The 20649-nt window shown below is 71.2% G+C and carries 22 protein-coding genes; 11 read left to right on the top strand and 11 right to left on the bottom strand.

The annotated features are described in order from the left end of the window. Position 1: 1 nt before the first annotated feature. Entirely contained in the window at positions 2-901 is a 900-nt protein-coding gene (locus AC1DP1_RS14820) for a zinc ribbon domain-containing protein (protein WP_477507458.1), read from the bottom strand. A 9-nt stretch (positions 902-910) separates the two neighbouring features. Beyond that, a complete protein-coding gene (locus AC1DP1_RS14825) occupies positions 911-1366 on the bottom strand; it encodes a GNAT family N-acetyltransferase (RefSeq protein ID WP_477507459.1) in 456 nt (151 codons plus the stop codon). 137 nt (positions 1367-1503) lie between these two features. Between AC1DP1_RS14825 and AC1DP1_RS14830 the strand changes: the two genes are divergently transcribed. The 3 genes from AC1DP1_RS14830 to AC1DP1_RS14840 all read left to right on the top strand — a co-directional run bounded on the left by AC1DP1_RS14830 (position 1504) and on the right by AC1DP1_RS14840 (position 4090). Beyond that, a complete protein-coding gene (locus AC1DP1_RS14830) occupies positions 1504-2376 on the top strand; it encodes a DUF4397 domain-containing protein (RefSeq protein ID WP_477507460.1) in 873 nt (290 codons plus the stop codon). Then, positions 2373-3029 (top strand): class F sortase, encoded by a 657-nt coding sequence (locus AC1DP1_RS14835; RefSeq protein WP_477507461.1) that lies wholly within the window; start codon positions 2373-2375, stop codon positions 3027-3029. The genes AC1DP1_RS14830 and AC1DP1_RS14835 overlap by 4 nt, the downstream gene beginning before the upstream one ends. A 458-nt stretch (positions 3030-3487) precedes the next feature. Next, the gene (locus AC1DP1_RS14840) at positions 3488-4090 is read left to right on the top strand and encodes a hypothetical protein (RefSeq protein WP_477507462.1); all 603 of its coding nucleotides are present in this window, start codon (positions 3488-3490) and stop codon (positions 4088-4090) included. A 9-nt stretch (positions 4091-4099) separates the two neighbouring features. Here the strand turns inward: AC1DP1_RS14840 and AC1DP1_RS14845 are convergent, their stop codons facing one another. Genes AC1DP1_RS14845 through AC1DP1_RS14865 form a run of 5 tightly spaced genes read right to left on the bottom strand, consistent with a single transcriptional unit; the run spans position 4100 to position 8032 of the window. Further along, a complete protein-coding gene (locus tag AC1DP1_RS14845) occupies positions 4100-4744 on the bottom strand; it encodes a response regulator (RefSeq protein ID WP_457185399.1) in 645 nt (214 codons plus the stop codon). 36 nt (positions 4745-4780) lie between these two features. Further along, positions 4781-5287 (bottom strand): flavin reductase family protein, encoded by a 507-nt coding sequence (locus AC1DP1_RS14850; RefSeq protein WP_477507463.1) that lies wholly within the window; start codon positions 5285-5287, stop codon positions 4781-4783. A 4-nt stretch (positions 5288-5291) separates the two neighbouring features. Continuing rightward, complete coding sequence (macS, locus tag AC1DP1_RS14855) at positions 5292-6446, bottom strand: MacS family sensor histidine kinase (protein ID WP_477507530.1); 1155 nt, start codon at positions 6444-6446, stop codon at positions 5292-5294. Then, positions 6443-7210 carry a lysophospholipid acyltransferase family protein gene (locus tag AC1DP1_RS14860; protein ID WP_457185395.1) on the bottom strand — a complete coding sequence of 256 codons (768 nt, stop codon included), beginning with the start codon at positions 7208-7210 and terminating at the stop codon, positions 6443-6445. Before AC1DP1_RS14860 ends, macS begins: the two co-directional genes overlap by 4 nt. A gap of 9 nt (positions 7211-7219) precedes the next feature. Continuing rightward, positions 7220-8032, bottom strand: a complete 813-nt coding sequence (locus AC1DP1_RS14865; RefSeq protein WP_477507464.1) for an alpha/beta hydrolase — start codon at positions 8030-8032, stop codon at positions 7220-7222. 114 nt (positions 8033-8146) lie between these two features. Here AC1DP1_RS14865 and AC1DP1_RS14870 point away from each other — a divergent pair, with 114 nt between their 5' ends. From AC1DP1_RS14870 to AC1DP1_RS14880, 3 genes are all read left to right on the top strand, one after another. Beyond that, positions 8147-8629, top strand: coding sequence for a hypothetical protein (locus tag AC1DP1_RS14870; protein WP_477507465.1), 483 nt, complete (start codon positions 8147-8149; stop codon positions 8627-8629). Between the two features lie 39 nt (positions 8630-8668). Beyond that, positions 8669-9904, top strand: coding sequence for an ornithine cyclodeaminase family domain (locus AC1DP1_RS14875; RefSeq protein ID WP_477507466.1), 1236 nt, complete (start codon positions 8669-8671; stop codon positions 9902-9904). 88 nt (positions 9905-9992) lie between these two features. Then, entirely contained in the window at positions 9993-11375 is a 1383-nt protein-coding gene (locus AC1DP1_RS14880) for a hypothetical protein (protein WP_477507467.1), read from the top strand. Here the strand turns inward: AC1DP1_RS14880 and AC1DP1_RS14885 are convergent. Genes AC1DP1_RS14885 through AC1DP1_RS14900 form a run of 4 tightly spaced genes read right to left on the bottom strand, consistent with a single transcriptional unit; the run spans position 11364 to position 14348 of the window. Next, entirely contained in the window at positions 11364-12332 is a 969-nt protein-coding gene (locus AC1DP1_RS14885) for an ROK family protein (protein WP_477507468.1), read from the bottom strand. The two genes, AC1DP1_RS14880 and AC1DP1_RS14885, sit on opposite strands and share 12 nt — an antisense overlap. Further along, positions 12329-12712: a hypothetical protein gene (locus tag AC1DP1_RS14890; RefSeq protein WP_477507469.1), complete on the bottom strand. Its 384-nt coding sequence runs from the start codon at positions 12710-12712 to the stop codon at positions 12329-12331. The genes AC1DP1_RS14885 and AC1DP1_RS14890 overlap by 4 nt, the downstream gene beginning before the upstream one ends. After that, entirely contained in the window at positions 12709-13896 is a 1188-nt protein-coding gene (locus tag AC1DP1_RS14895) for an ArsA family ATPase (protein ID WP_477507470.1), read from the bottom strand. Before AC1DP1_RS14895 ends, AC1DP1_RS14890 begins: the two co-directional genes overlap by 4 nt. A 14-nt stretch (positions 13897-13910) precedes the next feature. Then, complete coding sequence (locus tag AC1DP1_RS14900; protein ID WP_457185383.1) at positions 13911-14348, bottom strand: SRPBCC family protein; 438 nt, start codon at positions 14346-14348, stop codon at positions 13911-13913. A gap of 117 nt (positions 14349-14465) precedes the next feature. On the opposite strand from AC1DP1_RS14900, the gene AC1DP1_RS14905 reads away from it, so the two are divergent. The 5 genes from AC1DP1_RS14905 (at position 14466) to AC1DP1_RS14925 (ending at position 20648) form a co-directional block, all read left to right on the top strand. After that, entirely contained in the window at positions 14466-16262 is a 1797-nt protein-coding gene (locus AC1DP1_RS14905) for an AMP-dependent synthetase/ligase (RefSeq protein WP_477507471.1), read from the top strand. A gap of 197 nt (positions 16263-16459) precedes the next feature. After that, positions 16460-16891 carry a TadE/TadG family type IV pilus assembly protein gene (locus AC1DP1_RS14910; RefSeq protein ID WP_477507472.1) on the top strand — a complete coding sequence of 144 codons (432 nt, stop codon included), beginning with the start codon at positions 16460-16462 and terminating at the stop codon, positions 16889-16891. Continuing rightward, the gene (locus tag AC1DP1_RS14915) at positions 16891-18567 is read left to right on the top strand and encodes a pilus assembly protein TadG-related protein (protein ID WP_477507473.1); all 1677 of its coding nucleotides are present in this window, start codon (positions 16891-16893) and stop codon (positions 18565-18567) included. Before AC1DP1_RS14910 ends, AC1DP1_RS14915 begins: the two co-directional genes overlap by 1 nt. Positions 18568-18618: 51 nt before the next feature. Further along, positions 18619-19401: a Flp pilus assembly protein CpaB gene (cpaB, locus tag AC1DP1_RS14920; protein WP_477507474.1), complete on the top strand. Its 783-nt coding sequence runs from the start codon at positions 18619-18621 to the stop codon at positions 19399-19401. Further along, entirely contained in the window at positions 19398-20648 is a 1251-nt protein-coding gene (locus AC1DP1_RS14925; RefSeq protein ID WP_477507475.1) for a CpaE/TadZ family protein, read from the top strand. Before cpaB ends, AC1DP1_RS14925 begins: the two co-directional genes overlap by 4 nt. Position 20649: the final 1 nt, after the last annotated feature.

A 20649-nucleotide genomic window follows, 5' to 3' on the forward strand; every position in this document is an offset into this window, starting at 1 on the left:
GTCAGGTCCGCTCGCGCGCCTCGCGTGCGGCGTCGACCTCCGACCGCGCCTCGTCGACGGCCTCCTCGACCTCGGCCTGCGCTGCCTCTGCCTCGGCGAGCTCGTCGTCGACCTCCTCCAGCGTGTCCTCGAGGGCCGCGATCTGGCTGCGGAGCTCGTCGATCTCGGACTGGACCTGCAGGGTCCGCGCCTGCAGCTTCTCCACCGCCCGGCGCGCGGCGCGGTGCTCCTTCTCGTGCTCCTTGAGCACGGCGCGGGCGTCCGCGAGGCGCTCGTCGGCGGCCGCCCGGGCCTTCACGTCGGCGTCGGGATCGGGTACGACGTGGAGCTGGGGCCGCTGCGTCGGGTCGGGTGCCGGGGCCGGGCGGGACTTCGCGCTGAAGCCGAGCGCCTCGGGCAGCGCCACGGCACCGCTGAGGTCGAGGTCGCCGAGCCCGGTCGCCGACAACGACGTCACCAGCAGCCCGCTGCGCACGGCACGGGCGGCGTCCGGCTCCAGCATCGCGGCGGTGAGCGTCGCCTCCACCTGCTCGGCGACGGACTCGGTCGTCCGGACCCCCTCCTCGCGCGCCATCCGACGCGCGGACGTGGTCACCGTCGCGGTCAGCTGACGGCGCTGCTTCGTGAACTCCCGCAGCTGGGTGGCGTCGAGGTTCTCCTGCGCCTCCCGCAGGGCCTCCCCCACGGCCAGCACCTGATCCACCTGGTCGGGGTCGCGTCGCACCAGCAGGTTGACCACCCACGCCGCGGCCGAGGCCTTGCGCAGCCCCTTGATCGAGGCGGCGAGCGCCTTGTCGGCCTTGTGCTCCTTGACGAGCGCATCGCGGGCAGGCGTGAAGTCCGCGAGCGGCAGGGCGTAGAGGTCGTCGGCGATCTCCAGCAACGGGTCGGCGTCCGGCATGCCCCGATCCTAGGGAGCGGCGTACTCGACCTCGGTCGGGTACGGCGCCCAGGGGCACTCCTGGGTGACCCCGGTCGGGGTCCAGCCCAGCGACTCGTAGAGCCCGCGCGCCCGTCCGTTGGCCTCCAGCACCCACAGCCGTCTCGCTCCGGCGGCCTCGGCCCGGCGGAACCCCTCGCGGCCCAGACCGGCGCTCCAGTGGTCGGGGCGGACGGCCAGGTGCCGCAGCGTGGCACCGTCGTGGGCGGCGAGGACGACCATCCCCCGCTCGTCCTCGACCACCTCGACCGTCACCTCCGGGTCGTCGAGGAGCAGCGCCCAGCGCGCCAGCACGTCGTCGTCGGGGTAGGGCAGCTCGCCGAACACGTGCGCCAGCCCGGTCTGGCTCGCGGTGCGCTCCAGGTCGCGCAGCGCGACGGCGTCCTCCGCCGTGGCCCGACGCCAGGTCCTCGTCCCGGTCTCCACGGCTCAACCCTAGGCGTGTCGCTGCGGACAGACGTACCCCATATCGGGGTTGAGGCCGCTGACCCCGGGGTGTTCAGGTGAGGGCCGGCGTTCCGTCCGGGACGACGTCGTGGTGGGGCCATGGGGGTGTGGTCGGAATGCGTCGACTCTCAGCAGTACTGGCGGCCGCGTGCCTGCCACTCATCGCCGGGGCACCGGCCGGGGCTGACGTCCCGGCACCGTCACCGGCCCGTGTCAACGTCGTGCAGGCCGTGCCCGGGGCGACGGTCGACGTGACCGTCGACGGTCGCCCGGTCGCCGGCGGCGCCGGCGTCGGAGAGGTGCTCGGACCGTTCGAGCTCGCGCCCGGCAGCCACGAGATCTCGTTCCGTGGCACGGGCGTCAAGGTGGAGTCGACCCTCGACGTCGGGGCCGGCGACACCAGCGACGTCGTGCTGCACCTCCCTGCGGACGTCGGGGGCGACCCGGTGGTCCACTCCTACCTCGCCCCGGCCGGACCGATCGGTCCCGGCAAGGCCCGCGTCCTCCTCGCCCACACGGCGACCGTCGCACCCGCCGACGTCGAGGTCGACGGCCAGACGGTGTTCACCAACATCGCCAACGGCGAGTTCGCCGACGCCGACGTGCCGGAGGGCTCGATCAGTGTGGCGCTGCTGCCCTCGGGCGCGGCCGGCGCCGACCCCATCCTCGGTCCGCTCGACGTGGCCCTCAAGGCGCGCACCCTCTCGATGATCTACGCCTACGGCAACCCGCGCGACGGCTCGATGAACGTCATCGCCCACACCGTCGACCTGGCGGCCGACGGCAGCGTCCGGCCGTCGCGCATCGAGACCGGGTCGGCGGGGCTGGTCGGGGACAGGGTGACCACCTTCAACGGCTCGACGGCCGACGGCGACCGCGGCCTGCTCCCGGCGGTCGGAGCCCTCGGCGCGGCGTTGTTCGTGGCGCTGGGCGTCTCCGGCGTGGGACTGCGGCGGCGCCGCTCGCGCCTCGTGCCGCCGACCGGATGAGCGTCCGCACCCGCGCGCTCATGATCTCCGCCTGCCTCGTCGTGGCCACCGGCTGTGCCGGCAGCACCGACGCCACCCGTCCAGACACCCGGTCGCCCTCCGCGTCGCCCGAGTCCGCCCCGTCGTCCACTCCCTCCTCGTCCTCCGCCGAGCCGGTGACCCCCGCCCGGCGCGCCGAGTCGGTCGTGGCGCCGCGGCGGCCGGTCCGGGCGACGCTGCCCAGCGGGCGCGTCGTACCCGTGTCCGGGGCCGGCACCACGGGCACCGGGGTGCTGGACGTGCCCGACGACGTGGACGTCGCGGGGTGGTGGCGCGGCGGCTCGCGCATCGGTGACCCGTTCGGGTCGATCCTCGTCGCGGCCCACGTCGACTCCGACTCCGAGGGCCTGGGGCCGTTCGCGGAGCTGCTCACGGTCCGTGAGGGTGCGCGGATCCGCCTCGAGGCCCACGGCCTGCGCCAGGACTTCGAGGTGCGGTCGCGCCGGCTGGTGCCGCAAGGCAGCCTCGTCGACGACGCCTGGATCTACGACGCTGCGGGCGACCTGCGGCTGACCCTCGTCACGTGCGCGCCGCCGTACGACGCCTCCCGCGGCGGCTACCAGAACCTGGCCGTGGTCACGGCCGTGCCCCTCGGCACGCCGGAGGCGAGGTGAGCCCGAAGAAGCCGTACCAGAAGCGGCTCCCCAACGTCCTTCCCCCGGCCCCGCGCCGTGCCCCGGCGCAGGAGGCGATCCGGCCGCGCCCCGCTCCCCCGCGTGCACGTCGTTCCCCGCCGGCGGGCCCCTCCGTCGCCCCGCCATCGGCGGTCCCGCCCGTCGTCCAGCCGCCCGACCCGGCACCTGTCGAGGCCGCTGCCCCGACCACGACGGCTCCGGACGCCGCGGGATCCCCGGATATCCGGGGAAGCTCCCACTTGTCGGCCGAAACTTCAGCCGACAAGCGGGAACTTCGGACGACAAGTCCGGTTGAGCCGGACGCCGTCGCCGCACCGCTGACCGTGCCGAGCCCCGCACCGACCGCCCCGCCCGTCTCTCCGCCGACGGGACCCGCCCCCCGTTCAGGACGCCAGTCCCGCAGGACGCTCGCGCTCGCGGCAGCTGCCCTGGTGGGCGTGGTCGCGGGCGGGGTCGTGGCGTGGCAGGTCGTCGGACCCGGTCAGCAGTCAGGCACTCCGACCGCGTCGCTGCCGATCGACGGCTGGCCGATCGCCGCGGAGTCGCGCGCCGTGACCGAGGTGCTGCCCGGCGGTGACCTGGCGGTCACCCACTGGATCCACGCGGAGGACCCGATCGGCGAGCTGAGCCTCACCCTGCCGGAGCTCGACGGCGCGGAGGTCTCGGCGACCGGCGTGGAGGTGACCGCCGACGGTCGCGCGGCGTCCGGTCCCGCAACGGTCGCGCCGAGCGGCGCGACGTACACCTTCGCGGACGCGACCCGGATCCAGGTGCGCTACCGGATGACGGGTGCCGTCGAGCTCAGCTCGTCCGCGGACGGCCGCGGACTCGCCACCACGACGTCACTCGACGTCTCCGCGACGCAGGCGCGCGACGTCCGGGTGGTGCGGTCCCAGGAGGTGTTGTCGCTGGCGTGCGCCGATCCCGGGGCGCAGCCCCTCCCGTGTGGGGTGTCGGAGGGCGACGACCAGTGGCGGGTGGAGCTCGCCGGTGCCGACGCCGGGAACCGCGTGCTCGCCGTCGTGACCGTCCCATCCTGAACGAGCGGTTCAGGCGTTGCCGTCGAGGCCGTTCTCGATGGCCCAGCGGGTCAGCTGCACGCGGTTGTTCATCTGCAGCTTCCGCAGGGTGTTCTGGACGTGGTTCTGCACGGTGCGGTGCGACAGGACCAGGCGCGCGGCGATCTGCTTGTAGCTCATGCCGGTCGCGACCATCTTGAGGATCTCGGTCTCCCGCTCGGTGAGCTGGTCGCGCGGGTCGTCGGCCGGGCCGTCCGCGATGCGCCGGAACTCCCCCAGCACGAGACCGGCGAGGCCGGGGGTGAAGACGGTGTCGCCGTCGGCGACCCGCGTCACGGCGTCGATGAGCTCGGCGCTCGAGGCCGACTTCACCAGGTAGCCCGTCGCGCCGGCCTTGATCGCCTCCAGCACGTCGTCCTGCTCGCCGCTGGCCGAGAGGATCAGCACCCGGGCCGTCGGGTCGTGCTCCAGCATCATGCTGGTGACCTGCACCCCGCTGTGGTCGGGCAGCTGGAGGTCCAGCACGACCACCTGCGGCGCCGCCGCCGGGAACCGCGCCATCGCCTCACGGCCGTTGGCCGCCACCGCCACGACCTCGTGGCCGGCCGCCTGCAGGTCGCGCTCGACCGCGTCGCGCCACATCGGATGGTCGTCGACCACCATCACCCTCACCATGGATCCCCCTCCCGGTTGGACCGCAGCGTAGACCGCTCAGTCGCCCGGCGGTACGTAACGACCCCGCCGGTGGACGAGCGGTTCGGGATCGTCGCCGACCACGACCCCGTCCAGCGTGCAGGTCACCAGCCGGGACCAGCCCACCTCGACCTCGGTCTCGACGCTCACCAGCGCCCAGGCGGCAGCGGTGGCGAGCCGCGGACCGTGCGTGCTCTGGTCCCACGCGGCCATCCGCCACGGGCCGCCCGGCGCCGGGGCGACGCCCGCGAAGGCGTCTGCCAGGTCGCGGTCCGACCACGACAGCAGCTGTACGACGCCCCTGCCGGTCCCGAGCAGCACCTCGGTGAGGTCGGCGTCGGGGTCGAGAAGGGCGAGCACCCGGCCGGGGTCGCCGCCCGCCACCAGCCACGACGTGACCGTCAGGCCCGCCCGTCCGACGTCGTCCCCCGCCGTCCAGAGGGAGACCGCCCCGCCGAGACGCCCGCGCAGGCGTCGTACGGGGTCGTCGGGGGTCGGGAACGGGTGGCCGGCGTGGATGGTCACGCGGTCACGCTAGCGGGACCGTCAGCTCCCACTCGGTGCCCCACTCGCCGCTCTGGACGGTGGCGGTGCCGCCGAGGCCCTCGATGCGGCCGCGGATCGAGGAGGAGACGCCGAGTCGCCCCTCGGCCGCTGCCTCGACCACCCGGCCCGGGGGCATGCCTGGACCGTCGTCGCGCACGGAGACCGTGATCGCGTCGCTTGCGGCCTCGGCCAGGATCCACGCCCCGGCGTCCGGTCCGACGTGGGCCAGCACGTTGTCGAGGCACGCCTTGGCAGCAGCGACGGTCTCGGTGCCCACGTGCTCGTCGACCAGGACGGCGCCGCCCGGCGTCGCCACCTCGACCCGGACCGGGTGCGCCGTGGCCATCGCCTCGAGAGCGCCGGCGAGGTCGACCCTGCCGCCGGACCGGGCCGGCACCGTGTCCTGCTGCCGGATCAGTGAACGCAGCCCGCGCTCCTGCTCGCCTGCCAGCCGGCCGAGCTCGGCCCACTGCCCGCCGGAGGCGGCACCCTGGCGCTGCACCATCGCGAGCACCTGCAGCACGCCGTCGTGCACGGCGCGCGCGAGTCGGGTCCGTTCCTCCGCCGCCGCGGCGGCATGCTCGGCCGCGTCCCGCTCCCGCGCCATCCGCTGCAGCGACTCGCACATGTAGCCGACGATCGGCCCGCCGATGAGCACCAGGAAGACGTTGCCGTAGTTGCCCTGGTCGACCGCCTCACGCGGCAGGAGGTCCGCCAGCGACAGGGCGACCGCGGCCACGAGACCGCCCTTCCAGTGCCAGTGGATCGCCCACGCCAGCAGCGCGCCCATCACCCAGAAGCCGGGCAGCGTCGCGTTGAAGCTCTCCGACTTCAGCCACGGCGTGACGCCGATCGCCGCCACGGCGATCAGCAGGTCGGTGACCAGCAGCGCGGGCGTGCGCGTGGAGCGCCGGCCGTAGAGCCAGATCGCGACGCCGGTCCACACCACCAGGGCCAGGACCACCGCCAGGGCGAGGGTCGGACGGGAGAAGCTGTCGCGCCGGTAGGCGTTGAGGGCGACCATGTTGATCGTGACCACGACCCGCACGATGGCGAGCGCGGAGTAGAGCCGGTCCTCGACAGCGAGGGCGGAGTCGGCCCGCGGCTGCTGCTGCCGCGGGTGCGGGTCGGCGTTCAGGACGCCTTCTGCTCAGGCCCGTCCTCGGCCTGCTCGCGCGCCGCCTTCTCCCGCTCGGCCTTCTCGCGCTCGGCCTGCCTGGCCTTCTCCTTGTCGAGCTCCTTCGCCTTGCTGGCGTAGAGGTCGACGTACTCCTGCTCGGAGAGCCGCATGATCTCGTACATGATCTCGTCGGTGATCGAGCGCAGGATGTAGCGGTCGTTCTCCATGCCGGCGTAGCGGGAGAAGTCGAGGGGCTTGCCGAAGCGCACGACCGGACGCGTCCACGTGCCGTAGACCTTGCCGGTCGGGGCCACGACGTCGGTGCCGACCACGGCGCACGGGATGACCGGGGCGCCGCTCTCGAGCGCGAGCCGGGCCACGCCGGTCTTGCCGCGGTAGAGCTTGCCGTCGTGGGACCGGGTGCCCTCGGGGTAGATCCCGAACAGGTCGCCCTCTGCGAGGATCTTCATCGCCGACTTCATGGCGCCCTCCGCGGCGTTGGCGCCCGACCGGTCGATCGGCACCTGCCCGGCGCCGGTGAAGAACTTCTTTTGGAACCAGCCCTTGATGCCGGGGGTGGTGAAGTACTCGGCCTTGGCGACGAAGGTGACCCGCCGGGTGAGCGTGAGCGGCATGAACAGCCAGTCGGCGTACGACAGGTGGTTGCTGGCGAGGATCGCGGGACCCTCCTCCGGCACGTGGTCGATGCCGTAGGCCTTGGGCCGGAACACGAGTCGCAGGACCGGCCCGAGGGCGATCCACTTCAGGAACCAGTACAGCACGGTCCGAGACTATCCCTGCTGCTCGCTGGTGACCCGCTCGATGAACGCGGCGGACTCCGCGAAGATCCGCGGGGCGTCGTTGTCGAGGGTGGCCACGTGATAGCTGTCCTCCAGCAACCGCTCCTCGAAGTCCTTGGACGACAAGCTGGCGTGGAGGGCCTTCGACGTCGAGATGTCCGCGACGTGGTCGTCCGTGGAGCGGAACGACAGCACCGGGATGGTGACCTTCGGCAGGTCCCGTCGCAGCTGCGACCACCCGGTGGACATCTCGTACGCCGCCTTCAGCGGCATGACGGGGTAGGCGACCTCGTCCATGCCGGGCTTCTTGATGTCGTTCCGGATCCCGGGGAAGGCAGGCACCACCAGCTTGAGGACGGGCAGCAGCACCGCGTCCTTGCGCAGCGTGTCGACGGCCGCGTTGACCAGCACGAGGCCGGCGAGCTCCTCGCCGCGGTCTGCGGCGAGGCGCAGGCACAGCGACGCGCCCATCGACAGGCCGACAGCGAAGACTGCGTCGTTCTCGGCTGCGAGCGTGTCGAACGCCCCCTCGACGGTCGCGACCCAGTCGGACCAGGTGACCTTGTTGCAGTCCTGCCACCGGGTGCCGTGGCCGGGCAGCAGCGGCATCTCGACGGCGTACCCGCGCGCTGACAGCTCCTGCGCCCACGGCCGCATCGAGGCGGGGCTGCCGGTGAAGCCGTGCACGACGAGCACACCGACGCGCCGACCACCGGTCAGGGCCGGGTTGGCGGGGGTGGACATCGGCGCGACCAGGGTGGGGTCGAGGGGTGCGGCCTGCGCGCCGCGGAAGGGGATCCTCACGGGCACAGTGTGCACCAGCCGGGCAGCTGTGAGGCCCCCGAACGTCGTGTCGCCGGGTGGTCGAGGTACGAGCGCAGGGAGCGTGGAGACCACGCCCCCGCTACCGTAGATCCCGTGAGTCGCCCGGAGGACGAGAGCCGCACCGAGCTCGCGTGGCGCGAGATCGTCGAGAACTACGGCGAGCGCGCTGTCCTGGACGACCCGTCGGCCCCGTCGGACGAGGCGGCACCCGCCCCCGAGGGTCCCTCCTCCGACGCTCCCGCGAGCCCCGGGAGCCCGCCCTCGGACGACCTGCCGGAGCACCTGCGGGACGACGACGAGGTGGAGCGACGCGAGCAGGCCATTGCCAAGTCCGAGCGCTTCCGGCCACCGCCGGCGCCCCCGTTCCCCGTCCCCCGCACCTGGCAGCGCGGCCTCGCCTGGGCCGGCGTCTTCGTGGCTCCGCTGATCGCCCTCGTGATCGGTCTGCTCTCGATCTACGTCAACCCGCTGGTCGGCTGGGTGCTGGTCGGGTGGTTCGTCGGCGGGTTCGGCTACCTCGTCCTGGAGATGCCCAAGTCGCCCCGCGACCCCTGGGACGACGGCTCACGCATCTGAGCCGCGCCCCCGACCTCGCTCAGGCGTAGGGTCTGCCGGGTGGGGGCACGGGAGACGGTCGAGGTCACAGGACACCTGATGGACAGCGGCATCCTGTCGCGCGTCCTCGACGACATCCGCGAGTACGGCGGCGACTTCGTCATCGAGGAGTTCGACGTCGGTCACGAGGCGCACGACCCGAGCAGTGCCCGCATCACGGTCGAGGCCCCGGACGACGAGTCCCTCCAGCGCCTCCTCATGCGCCTGCAGACACGTGGCGTCAACCAGATCGCCCACGGCGACGCCGCGGTCGCGACCTCCGAGCAGGACGGCGTGCTGCCCGACGGGTTCTACGCCACTACCAACCTCGCGACGCAGGTCCGCCTGGGAGGCCGCTGGTACGACGTGGACCACCCCGAGATGGACTGCGGCCTGGTCGTCGAGGAGTCGGCCGCAGGCGACCCGCGGGTGCGGACAGTGCCGATGTCCGACGTCACCCGGGGCATGCGCATCGTGATCGGCGCGGCCGGCATCCAGGTGAGCGTGCCCAGCTCCACCCCCTCGGTCGAGGCAATCCGCCCGTTCGACGCGGACCACGGTCCGGAGCGCCCGCAGACGGTGCTGGTGCGCCAGGTGGCCGACGGGATGCGGGAGGCACGGGCCGCGGGCACCCGGTTGCTGTGGGTGGCCGGCCCCGGCGTCGTCCACGCGGGCGGCGTACCGGCCATGGCAGCTCTCGTGCGGGCCGGCTGGGTCGACGTCCTCTTCGCCGGCAACGCGGTGGCCGCGCTCGACATCGAGACCGCGCTCTACGGTGCCGGCCACGACAGCACGTCCCCGCCCGGTCACGAGCACGGTCACGAGCACCGGGTCCGGGCGGTCAACGCCATCCGCAAGGCCGGCTCGATCGAGCGCGCGGTGCGCGACGGCGTGCTTGCGAGCGGCATGATGCACGCGCTCGTCACCGAGGGGAAGCGCTTCGTCCTCGTCGGATCCGTCCGCGACGAAGGGCCGCTCCCCGAGGTCCACACCGACGTCGTCGAGGGCCAGCGAGCCATGCGCGACGAGATCCACGACCTCGGCTACTGCCTGATGATGGCGACCCAGCTCTACGCCGTCGCCACGGCCAGCATCCTTCCCGCGTCCGTGCCGCTCGTCTGCGTCGACATCAACCCGGCCACCGTCACCCGGCTCGCCGACCGCGGCACCGGCCAGGGACGCGGCATCGTGACCGACGTCGGCCTTTTCCTCGAGCAGCTCGCCCTCGAGCTGGTGGCCGACTACCGCCGGACCTGAGTGTTCGTCCACGCGGAGCCGGAGGACTGACTAACCTCAGTGCGGTGCCCGCCACGGGCGCGTATCCCCAGCCAGCACCGGGACGGCCATGACCAGCGAACTCGACAACGCCGCGTCGGCCGAGGTGGACCACCGACCTCAGCGCCGCGCCGCGCTGCTGTTCGTCCGCATGTGGGCGGTCGCCCACGTCCTGCACCTCGTCATCGCCGACCGAAACGCCCTCGACACCGTGTGGAGCGTGGCCGTCGTGGCTCTCGCCATGGTCGTGCTCCTGCGTCCGGACTCGGGTCGAGTGTTCGCCGCGATGATGGTCGCGCAGCTCGTCGAGTACGCCGTGGAGATGCCATTCAGCCCCGACCACTGGGCGCTGGTCTCGCTGGTCAACGTGGCCGTACTGCTCACGCTGCTCGTGAGCCGCTCGACCGGGCTCCGGGATCTGGAGCAGGCGTTTCCCGCAGCGCGTGCGATCCTGCTCGTGGCATACGGCGCCGCGGCCCTCTCGAAGTGGAACACGACGTTCCTTGACCCCGTCACCAGCTGTGCCAACGCCATCGCCCGGGTCGTGTCGTTCGGCCTCGTCGGGCCGTTAGGGGACAGCTACCTACTCAACATCGGCGCGACGGCGACGGAGACGCTGGTCTTCCTGCTGCTCGCCGTGCCTGCCACGCGCAGCTGGGGGGTCATGCTCGGACTCGCGTTTCACTTCAGCCTCAGCGCGAGCCCGTTGATCGTCGTGGGCGACTTCACCTCCACGGTATACGCGCTGTTCTTCCTCTTCCTCCGACCGGACGTCACGGGTCGGGTCCTCGACCTCACTACCGGGTGGGCGGCTCGCTCGCGCGTCGTCCGGGACGCACGCAGACGACCGCCCTTGACAGCCGCGTTGTCCTTCCTCGTTCTGGTGTTCGGCGGCTACCTCGTCACCTCCGTCGCCCTGGCGTCGCTCTACGTCTTCCAGCAGTTCTATTTCGTGGCGCTGCTGCTCGCTACGGCACTCGTGCTGCGGGAGTCGCGCGGGGGTTCGAGCCTCGGGCGCGTCCGGCTCTACCACCTGCCGGTCTTGGCACTTGCCGTCTTCTGGGCATTGAACCCCTATCTCGGCCTGCGAACCACTGGCTCCTTCACCATGTTCTCCAACCTTCGCACCGAGTCACCCGATCCCAATCACATGTTCATGCCGTCGTGGCGGCTCACCGACTGGCAGGACGACATGGTCACGCTCGAGGCGTCCAACGACGACGAGCTGTCCGCCGGCGCCGACAACGACATGGCACTGCCCCTCGTCGCACTGCGCCGGATGGCGATGGACGACCCCGACCTCGAGGTCACGGGGCTCCTTCACGGTCGCACCGTGACCTGGGGACCGGACGACGGCCAGGCAGCGCTCGAACCGCTGCCTTGGTGGGAGCACAAGTTCTTCCTGTTCCGCCCCGTCACGACCGATGGCCGGGCGTTCTGCTCACAAAGCTGAGCTGAACGGATCCACCAGCAGGGCGCCCCCGATCATGCCTGCCTGCGGCCCGAGCTCGGCCGCGAGCAGGTCGGGGACCCGGCGGTGTGCTGCGCCCACGAGGGTACGACGAAGCGCGTCGCGCGCGGGGTCGAGCAGCCGGTCACCGGCGGCCGACACTCCACCACCGATGACCACCACCTCCGGGTCGAGGGCCGCGACGAGGTTCGCCACACCGATGCCGAGCCAGTCGCCGACGGACGCGAAGGCCCGGCGCGCGACGAGGTCGCCCTGCTCGGCCGCGCTGGTGACCATGGGCCCGGTGACCCGGTCCGGGTTGCCGTCTGTCATGTCCCCGAGGACCGACGGCTGCTCGACCATCAGGGCGCGGGCGTTGCGGACGAGCGCGTTGCCCGAGGAGTACTGCTCCCAGCAGCCTCGGCGGCCGCACTCACAGGGCTGCCCGTCGGGAACGACCTGCATGTGCCCGAACTCCCCCGCCATCCCGTTGGCGCCCCGCACCACCCGTCCCTCGAGCAGCACGGCACCCCCGATACCGGTGCCCATCGTGACCATCAGCGCCGAGGTGGCGCCCTTCGCCGCGCCGTAGCGGGCCTCGGCACGCGCCGCGCAGTTGGCGTCGTTGTCGAGGCCGACCGGGCAGCCGAGGCGCCCCTCGAGCAGGTCCTTGAGCGGCTCGCCCTGCCAGGGCAGGTGGGGTGCGAACATGACGCGATCACCCGCCGAGTCGACGAAGCCGGCCGCAGCGACCCCGACCCCCTCGAGGGGCACGCTGCCCGCCGCCTCGAGGATCGCCTCGACCAGCGCATCCTCGACCCGGCTCGTCACCACGCGTCGCCCGGGTGTCGTACGCAGTGCCGTGCGAACGACCCGCCCCGCGTCGTCGACCGCACCCGCCAGCACCTTCGTGCCGCCGATGTCGACCCCGACCACCACGCCGGGGGGTGACTCGCTCATGCGTCCTCAGGCCAGTCGTCCGTGAGCTCCACGTGCTCGACGTCGTGCGTGGCGCCGGGTGTGCGCGGGGCGGTCGCGAGGAACGCCGCTGCTGCCTGCGCGAGCGAGGTGGCCGCAGCGGACAGGTGAGCCGTCACCTCCGGGCTGACCTGGCGGACGGCACTGACCGCGCGGCACAGGGGGCACACCGTGCACTCAGCGGCGCCCGTGGCGAGGTGGTCGTTGAGCTCGTGCGCGGACGCGGCGGCCTGCGACGCCAGTCCTGACAGGCCGTCACCGGCCTCGACCCCGTGCTCGCGCGCCCAGCCCGACAGCGCGCCGAGGAGCTTGGCCGCCTCCTCGCCGAGCGAGCCGACCTCGTCGCGCTCGGCGTCGGTCACGAGACCTCCTCCGGCAGCTCGGCCGGCGCTGTGAACCGGACCTGGAGCTGACCGTCGCGCACGCGCGCACCGGCCACGCGGTGCCGCGCGAGTCCCGTCGGCAGCGTCACGAGACGACGGTACGACGCGACCGAGACGATCAGCTCGTCGCCCTTGCGCACGAGGCCGACATCGTCCTGGGCGGCCAGGGGCAGGGGAAGCGAGAGCACGAGCCCGGCCGACGTGGTGCTGACCGACATCGGTGGCACGGACGCGCCGGGCGCGATCGGGTCCACGTCGTCGTACACCGATGCCGCGAGGTCGAGCAGCTCGTCGCGCCCCACAGGCTCGGCCGCCCGGTAGACCGACGTGCGCAGGTCGAGCCCGGCGAACGAGTCGGCGGCCTCGTCGAGGTGGCGCGCCTGCGCGACGACCCAGCTGCGCCGCCACTCGTCGGCACCCCCGTCGGGGAAGACGCGGTTCACGATCGCCGTGTCGACGCGGTAGCCGAAGAGCGTCAGGAACGTGTAGGCCCGACGGGCCTCGGCCAGCACCACCGACTCAGGCGTCAGCACCAGGCGGACCGACGTCTCCGGTCCGGTCAGCACGGCGCGTACGTCGTCGAGGTCGGCGTGGAGCCGCTCGATCGCGTCGAACACCGAGTCCTCGGGCATCGGCACGCCCGCCGCCCGGGTCAGGACGGGCTTGAGCGCCTTGACGACGCGTCGCTCGACGGGGAGGACACGGGTCATGTACCACCCGAGGGCCTCCGGGAGGGCGAGGAGCCGCAGCGTCTCGGCGGTCGGCGCGCAGTCGACGACCAGCACGTCCCACTCCCCCGACCGCGCCTGGGCGCGCACCTCGAGCAGGGCGAGCACCTCCTCCGCGCCGGGGATGACCGTCAGCTCCTCGGCGGCGACGGGATCGACCCCCGCCACGTCGAGCACGCTCAGGAGGTAGCCCTGGATGTCGGCCCACGACCGCTCGAACCGCTGCTGTGCGTCGACGTGCTGCACCCACAGGTCCGGGGCGGCCTCGGTCGGCTCCGAGGTGGCAGGCACGTCCAGCGCGTCGGCCAGCGAGTGGGCGGCGTCGGTCGACAGCACGAGCGTCTTGTGGCCGGCCGCCGCGCTGGCGCACGCCGTGGCGGCGGCCAGGGTCGACTTCCCCACGCCGCCCTTGCCGGTGAACAGCAGGATCCGCATGCCCGGACCGCGGGTCAGAGCGACTCGACGCGCTTCTTGAGGCCCTTCAGCGCGGCGTCGATGAGGATCTTCTCGCCCTTGCGCTTGAGCATGCCGATCAACGGGATGCTGACGTCGAGCGCGAGCCGGTAGGTGACCTCGGTGCTGCCGTCGCCACGGTCGACCAAGGTGTAGGCGCCGTCGAGCGCCCGGAGCATGTTGCCCTCGACGAGGGTCCAGGTGACCTCGCGGTCGCCGTCCCAGTCGTAGGCGAGGGTGTACTCGTCCTTGATCGGCGAGACGTCGAGCGCGAAGTAGACCTGGTCGGCCCGGTCGCCGGTGCCCGGGTCGACGACCTCCGCCTTCTGCACGCCCTTGGCCCACTCGGGGTAGGACTCGAAGTCGGCGATGACGGCCATCACGTCGGCCGGAGGAGCGTCGACGACGATCGACGAGGAGGTCTGTTCGGCCATGGCCGGAGCCTAGCCCACGGATCCGGCCGGCCTGGGCCGGTGGCACCGGGCGTTCTCGGGGCGGCTGATCGGGCGATAGCCTGCGGACCGCAGTCCCCACCCTTCAGGAGGTTCATCGTGCGGGAGTACGCGTCGCCGCTCAGCATCACCATCCCGTCCACCGGGAACCTCACCGACGACGTGGTCACCAACGGCCGCGACTTCGCCGACACCGTGGTGTTCAGCCGACGCACCGGCGACGAGTGGTCCGACGTCACCGCCGCCGAGTTCCTCGACGAGGTGAAGGCCGTCGCCAAGGGGCTGGTCGCCGCCGGCGTCGAGGCCGGCGACCGTGTCGCGATCCTCTCCAAGACCCGCTACGAGTGGACGCTCCTCGACTACGCCATCTGGTTCGCCGGCGCCGTCACCGTGCCGATCTACGAGACGTCCTCCGCCGAGCAGATCGGCTGGATCCTCGAGGACTCGGGTGCCCGCGCCATCGTGGCCGAGGGCCCGGACCACCTCGCCCGGGTCCGCGAGGCCCGCCGGTCCGGCGACCTCGCCGAGCTGCAGCACGTGTGGTCGCTCCAGGACAACGCGGTCGACGTGCTCGGCCGCCTCGGCTCCGACATCTCCGACGACGTGCTCGAGCAGCGTCGTACGACGGCGACCCCGCAGGACGTCGCCACGCTGATCTACACCAGCGGCACGACCGGCAAGCCGAAGGGCTGCATGCTCACCCACGGCAACTTCATGTTCGAGCTCGGCGTCGCGGTCGACGAGCTGGCTGACCTCTTCGACACCGACGACGCCTCGACCCTGCTCTTCCTGCCGCTCGCCCACGTCTTCGCGCGCATCATCCAGGTGGGTTGCGTCAAGAGCCGGGCCAGGATGGGCCACAGCGCCGACATCAAGAACCTGGTGACCGACCTCGGCGAGTTCAGGCCGACCTTCATCCTGGCCGTGCCGCGCGTGTTCGAGAAGGTCTTCAACAGCGCCTCCCAGCGGGCCACCGCCGACGGGCGGGGCAAGATCTTCGACCGCGCAGCAGACGTCGCGATCGCCTGGTCGCGGGCCTCCGACGGCAAGCGGGTGCCGGTGCGCCTGCGAGCGCAGCACGCGCTCTTCGACCGCCTGGTCTACGGCAAGCTGCGCCAGGCGCTCGGCGGGAGCTGCGCGTACGCCATCTCCGGCGGCGCGCCGCTCGGCGACCGGCTCGGCCACTTCTACCGCGGCATCGGCCTCACCGTGCTCGAGGGCTACGGCCTGACCGAGACGACGGCCGCCCTGTCCGCCAACCTCCCCGACGCCACGAAGATCGGGACGGTCGGTCGCCCGCTGCCCGGCACGAGCGTGCGCGTGGCCGACGACGGGGAGCTGCTCTTCCGTGGCGGCCAGGTCTTCGCCGGCTACTGGCGCAACGACGAGGCGACGACCGAGGCGGTCGACCGCGACGGCTGGTTCCACACCGGGGACGTCGGCGAGGTCGACGACGAGGGCTTCGTCCGCATCACCGGCCGCAAGAAGGAGATCCTCGTGACGGCCGGCGGCAAGAACGTCGCGCCCGCCGTCCTGGAGGACCGGCTCCGGGCCCACGCCCTCGTCGACCAGTGCCTCGTCGTCGGTGACGGACAGCCGTTCATCGGCGCGCTCGTCACCATCGACCGCGAGACGTTCCCGGCCTGGGCCGAGCAGCACGGCAAGTCGGCGGACCTCGACGCCCTCATCGACGACCCCGACCTGGTCGCTGCGGTCCAGGAGGCGGTCGACGAGGCCAACAAGGCGGTCTCGAAAGCCGAGTCGATCCGGAAGTTCACCATCCTGCCCGGTGAGTGGACCGAGGAGGGCGGGCAGCTCACGCCCAGCCTGAAGCTGAAGCGACGCGTCGTGATGCGCGAGTCGCGCGAGGAGATCGAGGCGCTCTACCTCGGGTGAGCGACCTGGCTGGCCCACTCGCGTCCGGCGGCGGGCTGGACCATGACTAGGTCGAACTAGTCCTTTCTGACTACGCGAGCGCATCATCGGGTGGTTTGCTCGGTTTAGCCCCCGAGCTGGATGACGACGGCACTAGTTTCGTGCCGCTGCTAGGAATCGGGCCCTCGCAGACGTCGTCCGGCGAAAGGGTACGAGTGATGCGTCGACGCAGGAACCACGAGCGGGGAGCCGCTGCAGTCGAGTTCGCGCTCGTCTCGCTTGTCCTCATCACGCTCGTGGGTGTGGTCTTCCAGTTCGCCATCTATCTCTGGGCGTTCCAAGCTGCCGCCAACGGCGCCCGCGAAGGAGCACGTGCCTGGGCCGTGAACCCGTGCGGGACGACCAACGCCGCCAAGGTGATCACGGCAGTGACGCCCGCAGCACGCACCAGCTCCGTGACCGCAACCCCCGCGTTCACCAAGGGTTCCGGCAACACGGCGACTGGCCGCGAGCCAGGCGACAGCGTGACAGTGACGGTGAAGATGAAGGCAAAGGCCCTCGGCTTCAACCTTGTGCCGGGCTGGAACTACGACCGCGACATCACCAAGACCGCAACAGCTCGGGTCGAAGACGTACAGGGGTGCCCCTGATGTACCGGTTCACCGCCCTCTGGCGCACGTCCCGCGACGACAACGGCACCATCGCCGTGATGGTCGCGCTGATGTCGTTGGTCATCCTCGGGATGGCAGCGGTCGCGATCGACGTCGGGCAGGTCTACGCCAAGCGTGCCTCCCTTCAGAGCGCAGCCGACCAAGCCGTGCTGGCAGCCGCAGCCGAGCTCGACGGCACCACCGTGTGCACGGCGGGAGCGGTGGACGCGGCCAAGCAGTACCTCCTCAGCAACTGGATCGACCAGGGCGGAGACCCGAAGACCCTGACGGACATCGACCTCGGCGGCTCGGCTGGCGATGGCAACGGCTACATGAGCTGCAACAAGTGGCGCGTCGAGCTCTGGGCTCCCACCGCCAAGGTGAACCTGGGCCTTGCCAAGGCCGTCACCAGTCGGTCCGACATCCGGGTGCCGGCACACGCGGTCGCCGAGGTTCGTTCCCCCCGGCTCGGGACGCTGCCGTTCTACGCGACTCCCACCTGCAGCAACGGCCAACAGGTGCTCTCGACCGATTCCAGCGGGCACGCGTCTCTCCCTGTCATCCCGCTCACCCCGTCCACTGGGACGCTCAACAGCTCGAACGTCACCGCCCTGTCGCCCACCAGCACCCCCGTGGGTACCCCGGCCTCGAACCTGGTCATCACTGGCACCAGCTTCACGTCGCCGACATCAGTGACCGCCGTCGGCTTCACCACGGCGTCCGGCGACCACTTCCAAGTGCCCATCGGGCCCGGGAGCGCAGTCATCGACTCGTCGACCAAGATCACGGTGGTATCCGTGCCGTCGCAGGTGATCGCCAAGGACGACATCTGGTACGTCCGCGTGCTCCAGGGAGGCAACTGGTCAGCCCTCGACGGCAACGCCACCTCGGGCGTCCAGAAGTTCACCGTCGGTGACGAGAAGCTCTACTGCAACCTCTCGGACAAGGGCAACTTCGGCTCGCTGATGATCGACCGCACCCCCTCGATCAGCAACAAGAACACGTTGGTCTACTACAACACCGCCCTCGGCGTCGACCACGAGCTCAGCACGGCCCCGGGCGCACCAAGCGCACCCAGCTTCTGCACATCGGGCAGCGGTTTCGTCACCGCGGCCGTCGACGGGCAGAACTGCCTGTCCATGGACACGGGCCTTCCTGCGAACGCGCTCGAAGACGGCATGATCACTGGTACGACGCCGGTGGGGCGGTTGCGCAAACCGGCCACCTCCCCGTGCACCCGGCCCAATGTCACGGTGGGCTCCTACAGCTTGAACGACGACGTGCTCAGCTGCTTCTTCACGACCACCAGCACTCGCGTCGGCGACGTCACCGGGGCCACCTACACGGGCGAGCCTGTCATCAGCCCGGCGATCTTCGACTCGCCGAGATTCGTCTGGGTGCCGATCATCGCGGAGCCCCCCAGCGGGGCCAGCCAGAACGTCTCGGTTCAGGGTTTCAAGCCTGGTTTCATCACTGACCAGCCTGCGTCCGGTACCAGTGGAAGCCCGGGCACCGTAACCGGCGTGCCCAATGGCCTGACTCTCTCCGGCACCAAGGTGCGGGAAATGAGGGTCTGGTTCATCCAACCCAACGCGCTGCCGTCCAGCTCGACTGCCGAAGGTCACGAAGTGGCCTACCGCGGCACCGGCGCAAAGGTCATCGTCCTCGTCGACTGAGCTTGACTCACCACCTACATCTTCGATCCACCTCGAGTGAAGGAACTCTTCATGGCACGCCGCTCCATGCTGCTCATCGTCGCCGTCCTGATTGCGGCACTGGGAACCACAATGATCGTCCTCTACGTGCGGGGTATCGATGACCGCGCAGCTCAGGGTCAGGAACTCGTCGAGGTGCTGACGGCCTCCGCTGTCATCGAGGCCGGTGAAACCGTTACAGCTGCACAGGAGGCCGGCAAGTTCGAGGCGCGGGAGGTCCGGCGCGACGACATGGTGGCCGGTGCCCTCGACACCACAGAGTCCATCTCCGACCTCGTGGCTCTCGGGACCGTCTACCCCGGCGAGCAGATCATCTCCGACAGGTTCGGCAGCCTGGGCAGCATCGAGAACCTGGTCATCCCGGACGACAAGATGGCGATCTCGATCGAGCTGACCGACTTCGAGCGAGTCGCGGGGTTTGTGAACCCTGGCTCCGAGGTCGCCATCTTCGGAAGTGCCGCATCGCCCATTCGGCGACTGCCTGACGGGACCGAGCAGACGCTGCCAGCGGTCACTCGAATCGTGCTGACCCGGGTACCGGTCATCGGCGTGGGCACCACGTCGGTGACGTCCACCACGACCACCACCGGCGAGGGTGAGCAGGTCACGGAGTCAGTTCCGCGTACGATCCTGACGGTGGCAGTGACCCAGGAGGAGGCCGAGAAGCTCGTCCTGGCCGACCGGACCACGGAGCTCACGTTCGCACTGCTCGGCGGAGGCACCAAGTCGCAGGACAAGGCCGGCGTCACTCCCATCGACATCCTGCCCGAGACGTTCAGGGGGGCCGCTGGATGACAGCCATCGTGGAGACGGACCGGTCCCGGCTGAGCGTCCTGCAGGCCATGCTTCACGGCTCCGTACCCCTCGAGTCGATGGAGGCGCTGAGCGAGCACGTCGGCTCGACGCCCCAGGAGTTCGCGATCGTCATCGGCCCGTCCATCCTCGTCGACGACGCAGCAGTCTTCGCCCAGTGGGCGCGGGTGCACAAGCCGGACCTCGGCGTGATCCTGCTCCGCGAGACCGTGGACGCCCGCGCCCTGTCGACCGCTCTGCGCAGCGGCATGCGCGAGGTCGTGGAGTCGCGGGACCTCGCCGGCCTGACAACGGCCGTCAGCCGTGCGCGGGCGGTCTCCACCGCCATCGCCCAGACCATGGAGGACGAGACACAGGCAGCGGCCAAAGCGGCCCTGACCGAGGCACACGCACGGGCAGAGGCTGCCCGTGAGGCCGCCGAGAAGCCGTCGGGGCACACGATCACCGTGTTCTCCACCAAGGGCGGGGTGGGCAAGAGCCTGATGGCCACTAACGTCGCGGTGTCCCTTGCCGACCAAGGCAGCTCGGTGTGCATCGTCGACCTCGATGTCAACAACGGCGACGTGGCAATCATGCTCCAGCTCACGCCGACGCGCACCCTCAACGACTTGGCCGCCTTCCGCGGCGACATCGACATCGACGTGGTCGAGACGCTCGTGACCCCCTGGTCCAAGACACTGGGCGTGGTCGCCGCGCCGGTGCACCTGGATGCGCCGGACCAAGCCACGACCGAGGATGTCGGAAAGCTGCTCGAAATCCTCGTGCGTGTCTACGACTACGTCGTGATCGACACCTCCGGGGTCTTCGACGACTTCGCGCTGGCCGCGCTGGACCGGACGGACACCCTGGTCCTGGTCGGCACGCTCGACATCCCGGCGCTGAAGGGTCTCAAGCTCGCGACCCAGACCCTCGACCTGCTCAACTTCCCGCGCGAGAAGTGGCGGTTCGTGCTCAACCGAGCCGACGCCAAGGTGGGTCTCTCGACCGACGAGTACGAGTCGACGCTGGGCCTCAAGTCGGACTGCTCGCTCGTCTCGAGCCGGGAGGTACTTGCGGCGGTCAACCGGGGTGAGCCCCTGGTCAAGGCCTACTCCGGTCACGCCAACAGCAAGGCCATCAAGGCGTTTGCCAAGTCCATCGCGGGCGCTGCCCGCACAGCGGAAGCAGACGCCGACGCAGCCGGTAAGTCTCCCTCGTCTGCGAGCAGATTTCGATTGAGAAAGGCCTGAC

It is taken from the genome of Nocardioides sp. P4_G10, assembly GCF_056401175.1.

Excerpts from the sequence above, each read along its gene's own strand:
- AC1DP1_RS14820 (WP_477507458.1), bottom strand. The coding sequence starts at position 901 with ATGCCGGACGCCGACCCGTTGCTGGAGATCGCCGACGACCTCTACGCC.
- AC1DP1_RS14830 (WP_477507460.1), top strand. The coding sequence starts at position 1,504 with ATGCGTCGACTCTCAGCAGTACTGGCGGCCGCGTGCCTGCCACTCATC.
- AC1DP1_RS14835 (WP_477507461.1), top strand. The coding sequence starts at position 2,373 with ATGAGCGTCCGCACCCGCGCGCTCATGATCTCCGCCTGCCTCGTCGTG.
- AC1DP1_RS14845 (WP_457185399.1), bottom strand. The coding sequence starts at position 4,744 with ATGGTGAGGGTGATGGTGGTCGACGACCATCCGATGTGGCGCGACGCG.
- AC1DP1_RS14880 (WP_477507467.1), top strand. The coding sequence starts at position 9,993 with ATGACCAGCGAACTCGACAACGCCGCGTCGGCCGAGGTGGACCACCGA.
- AC1DP1_RS14885 (WP_477507468.1), bottom strand. The coding sequence starts at position 12,332 with ATGAGCGAGTCACCCCCCGGCGTGGTGGTCGGGGTCGACATCGGCGGC.
- AC1DP1_RS14895 (WP_477507470.1), bottom strand. The coding sequence starts at position 13,896 with ATGCGGATCCTGCTGTTCACCGGCAAGGGCGGCGTGGGGAAGTCGACC.
- AC1DP1_RS14900 (WP_457185383.1), bottom strand. The coding sequence starts at position 14,348 with ATGGCCGAACAGACCTCCTCGTCGATCGTCGTCGACGCTCCTCCGGCC.
- AC1DP1_RS14910 (WP_477507472.1), top strand. The coding sequence starts at position 16,460 with ATGCGTCGACGCAGGAACCACGAGCGGGGAGCCGCTGCAGTCGAGTTC.
- AC1DP1_RS14915 (WP_477507473.1), top strand. The coding sequence starts at position 16,891 with ATGTACCGGTTCACCGCCCTCTGGCGCACGTCCCGCGACGACAACGGC.
- cpaB (WP_477507474.1), top strand. The coding sequence starts at position 18,619 with ATGGCACGCCGCTCCATGCTGCTCATCGTCGCCGTCCTGATTGCGGCA.
- AC1DP1_RS14925 (WP_477507475.1), top strand. The coding sequence starts at position 19,398 with ATGACAGCCATCGTGGAGACGGACCGGTCCCGGCTGAGCGTCCTGCAG.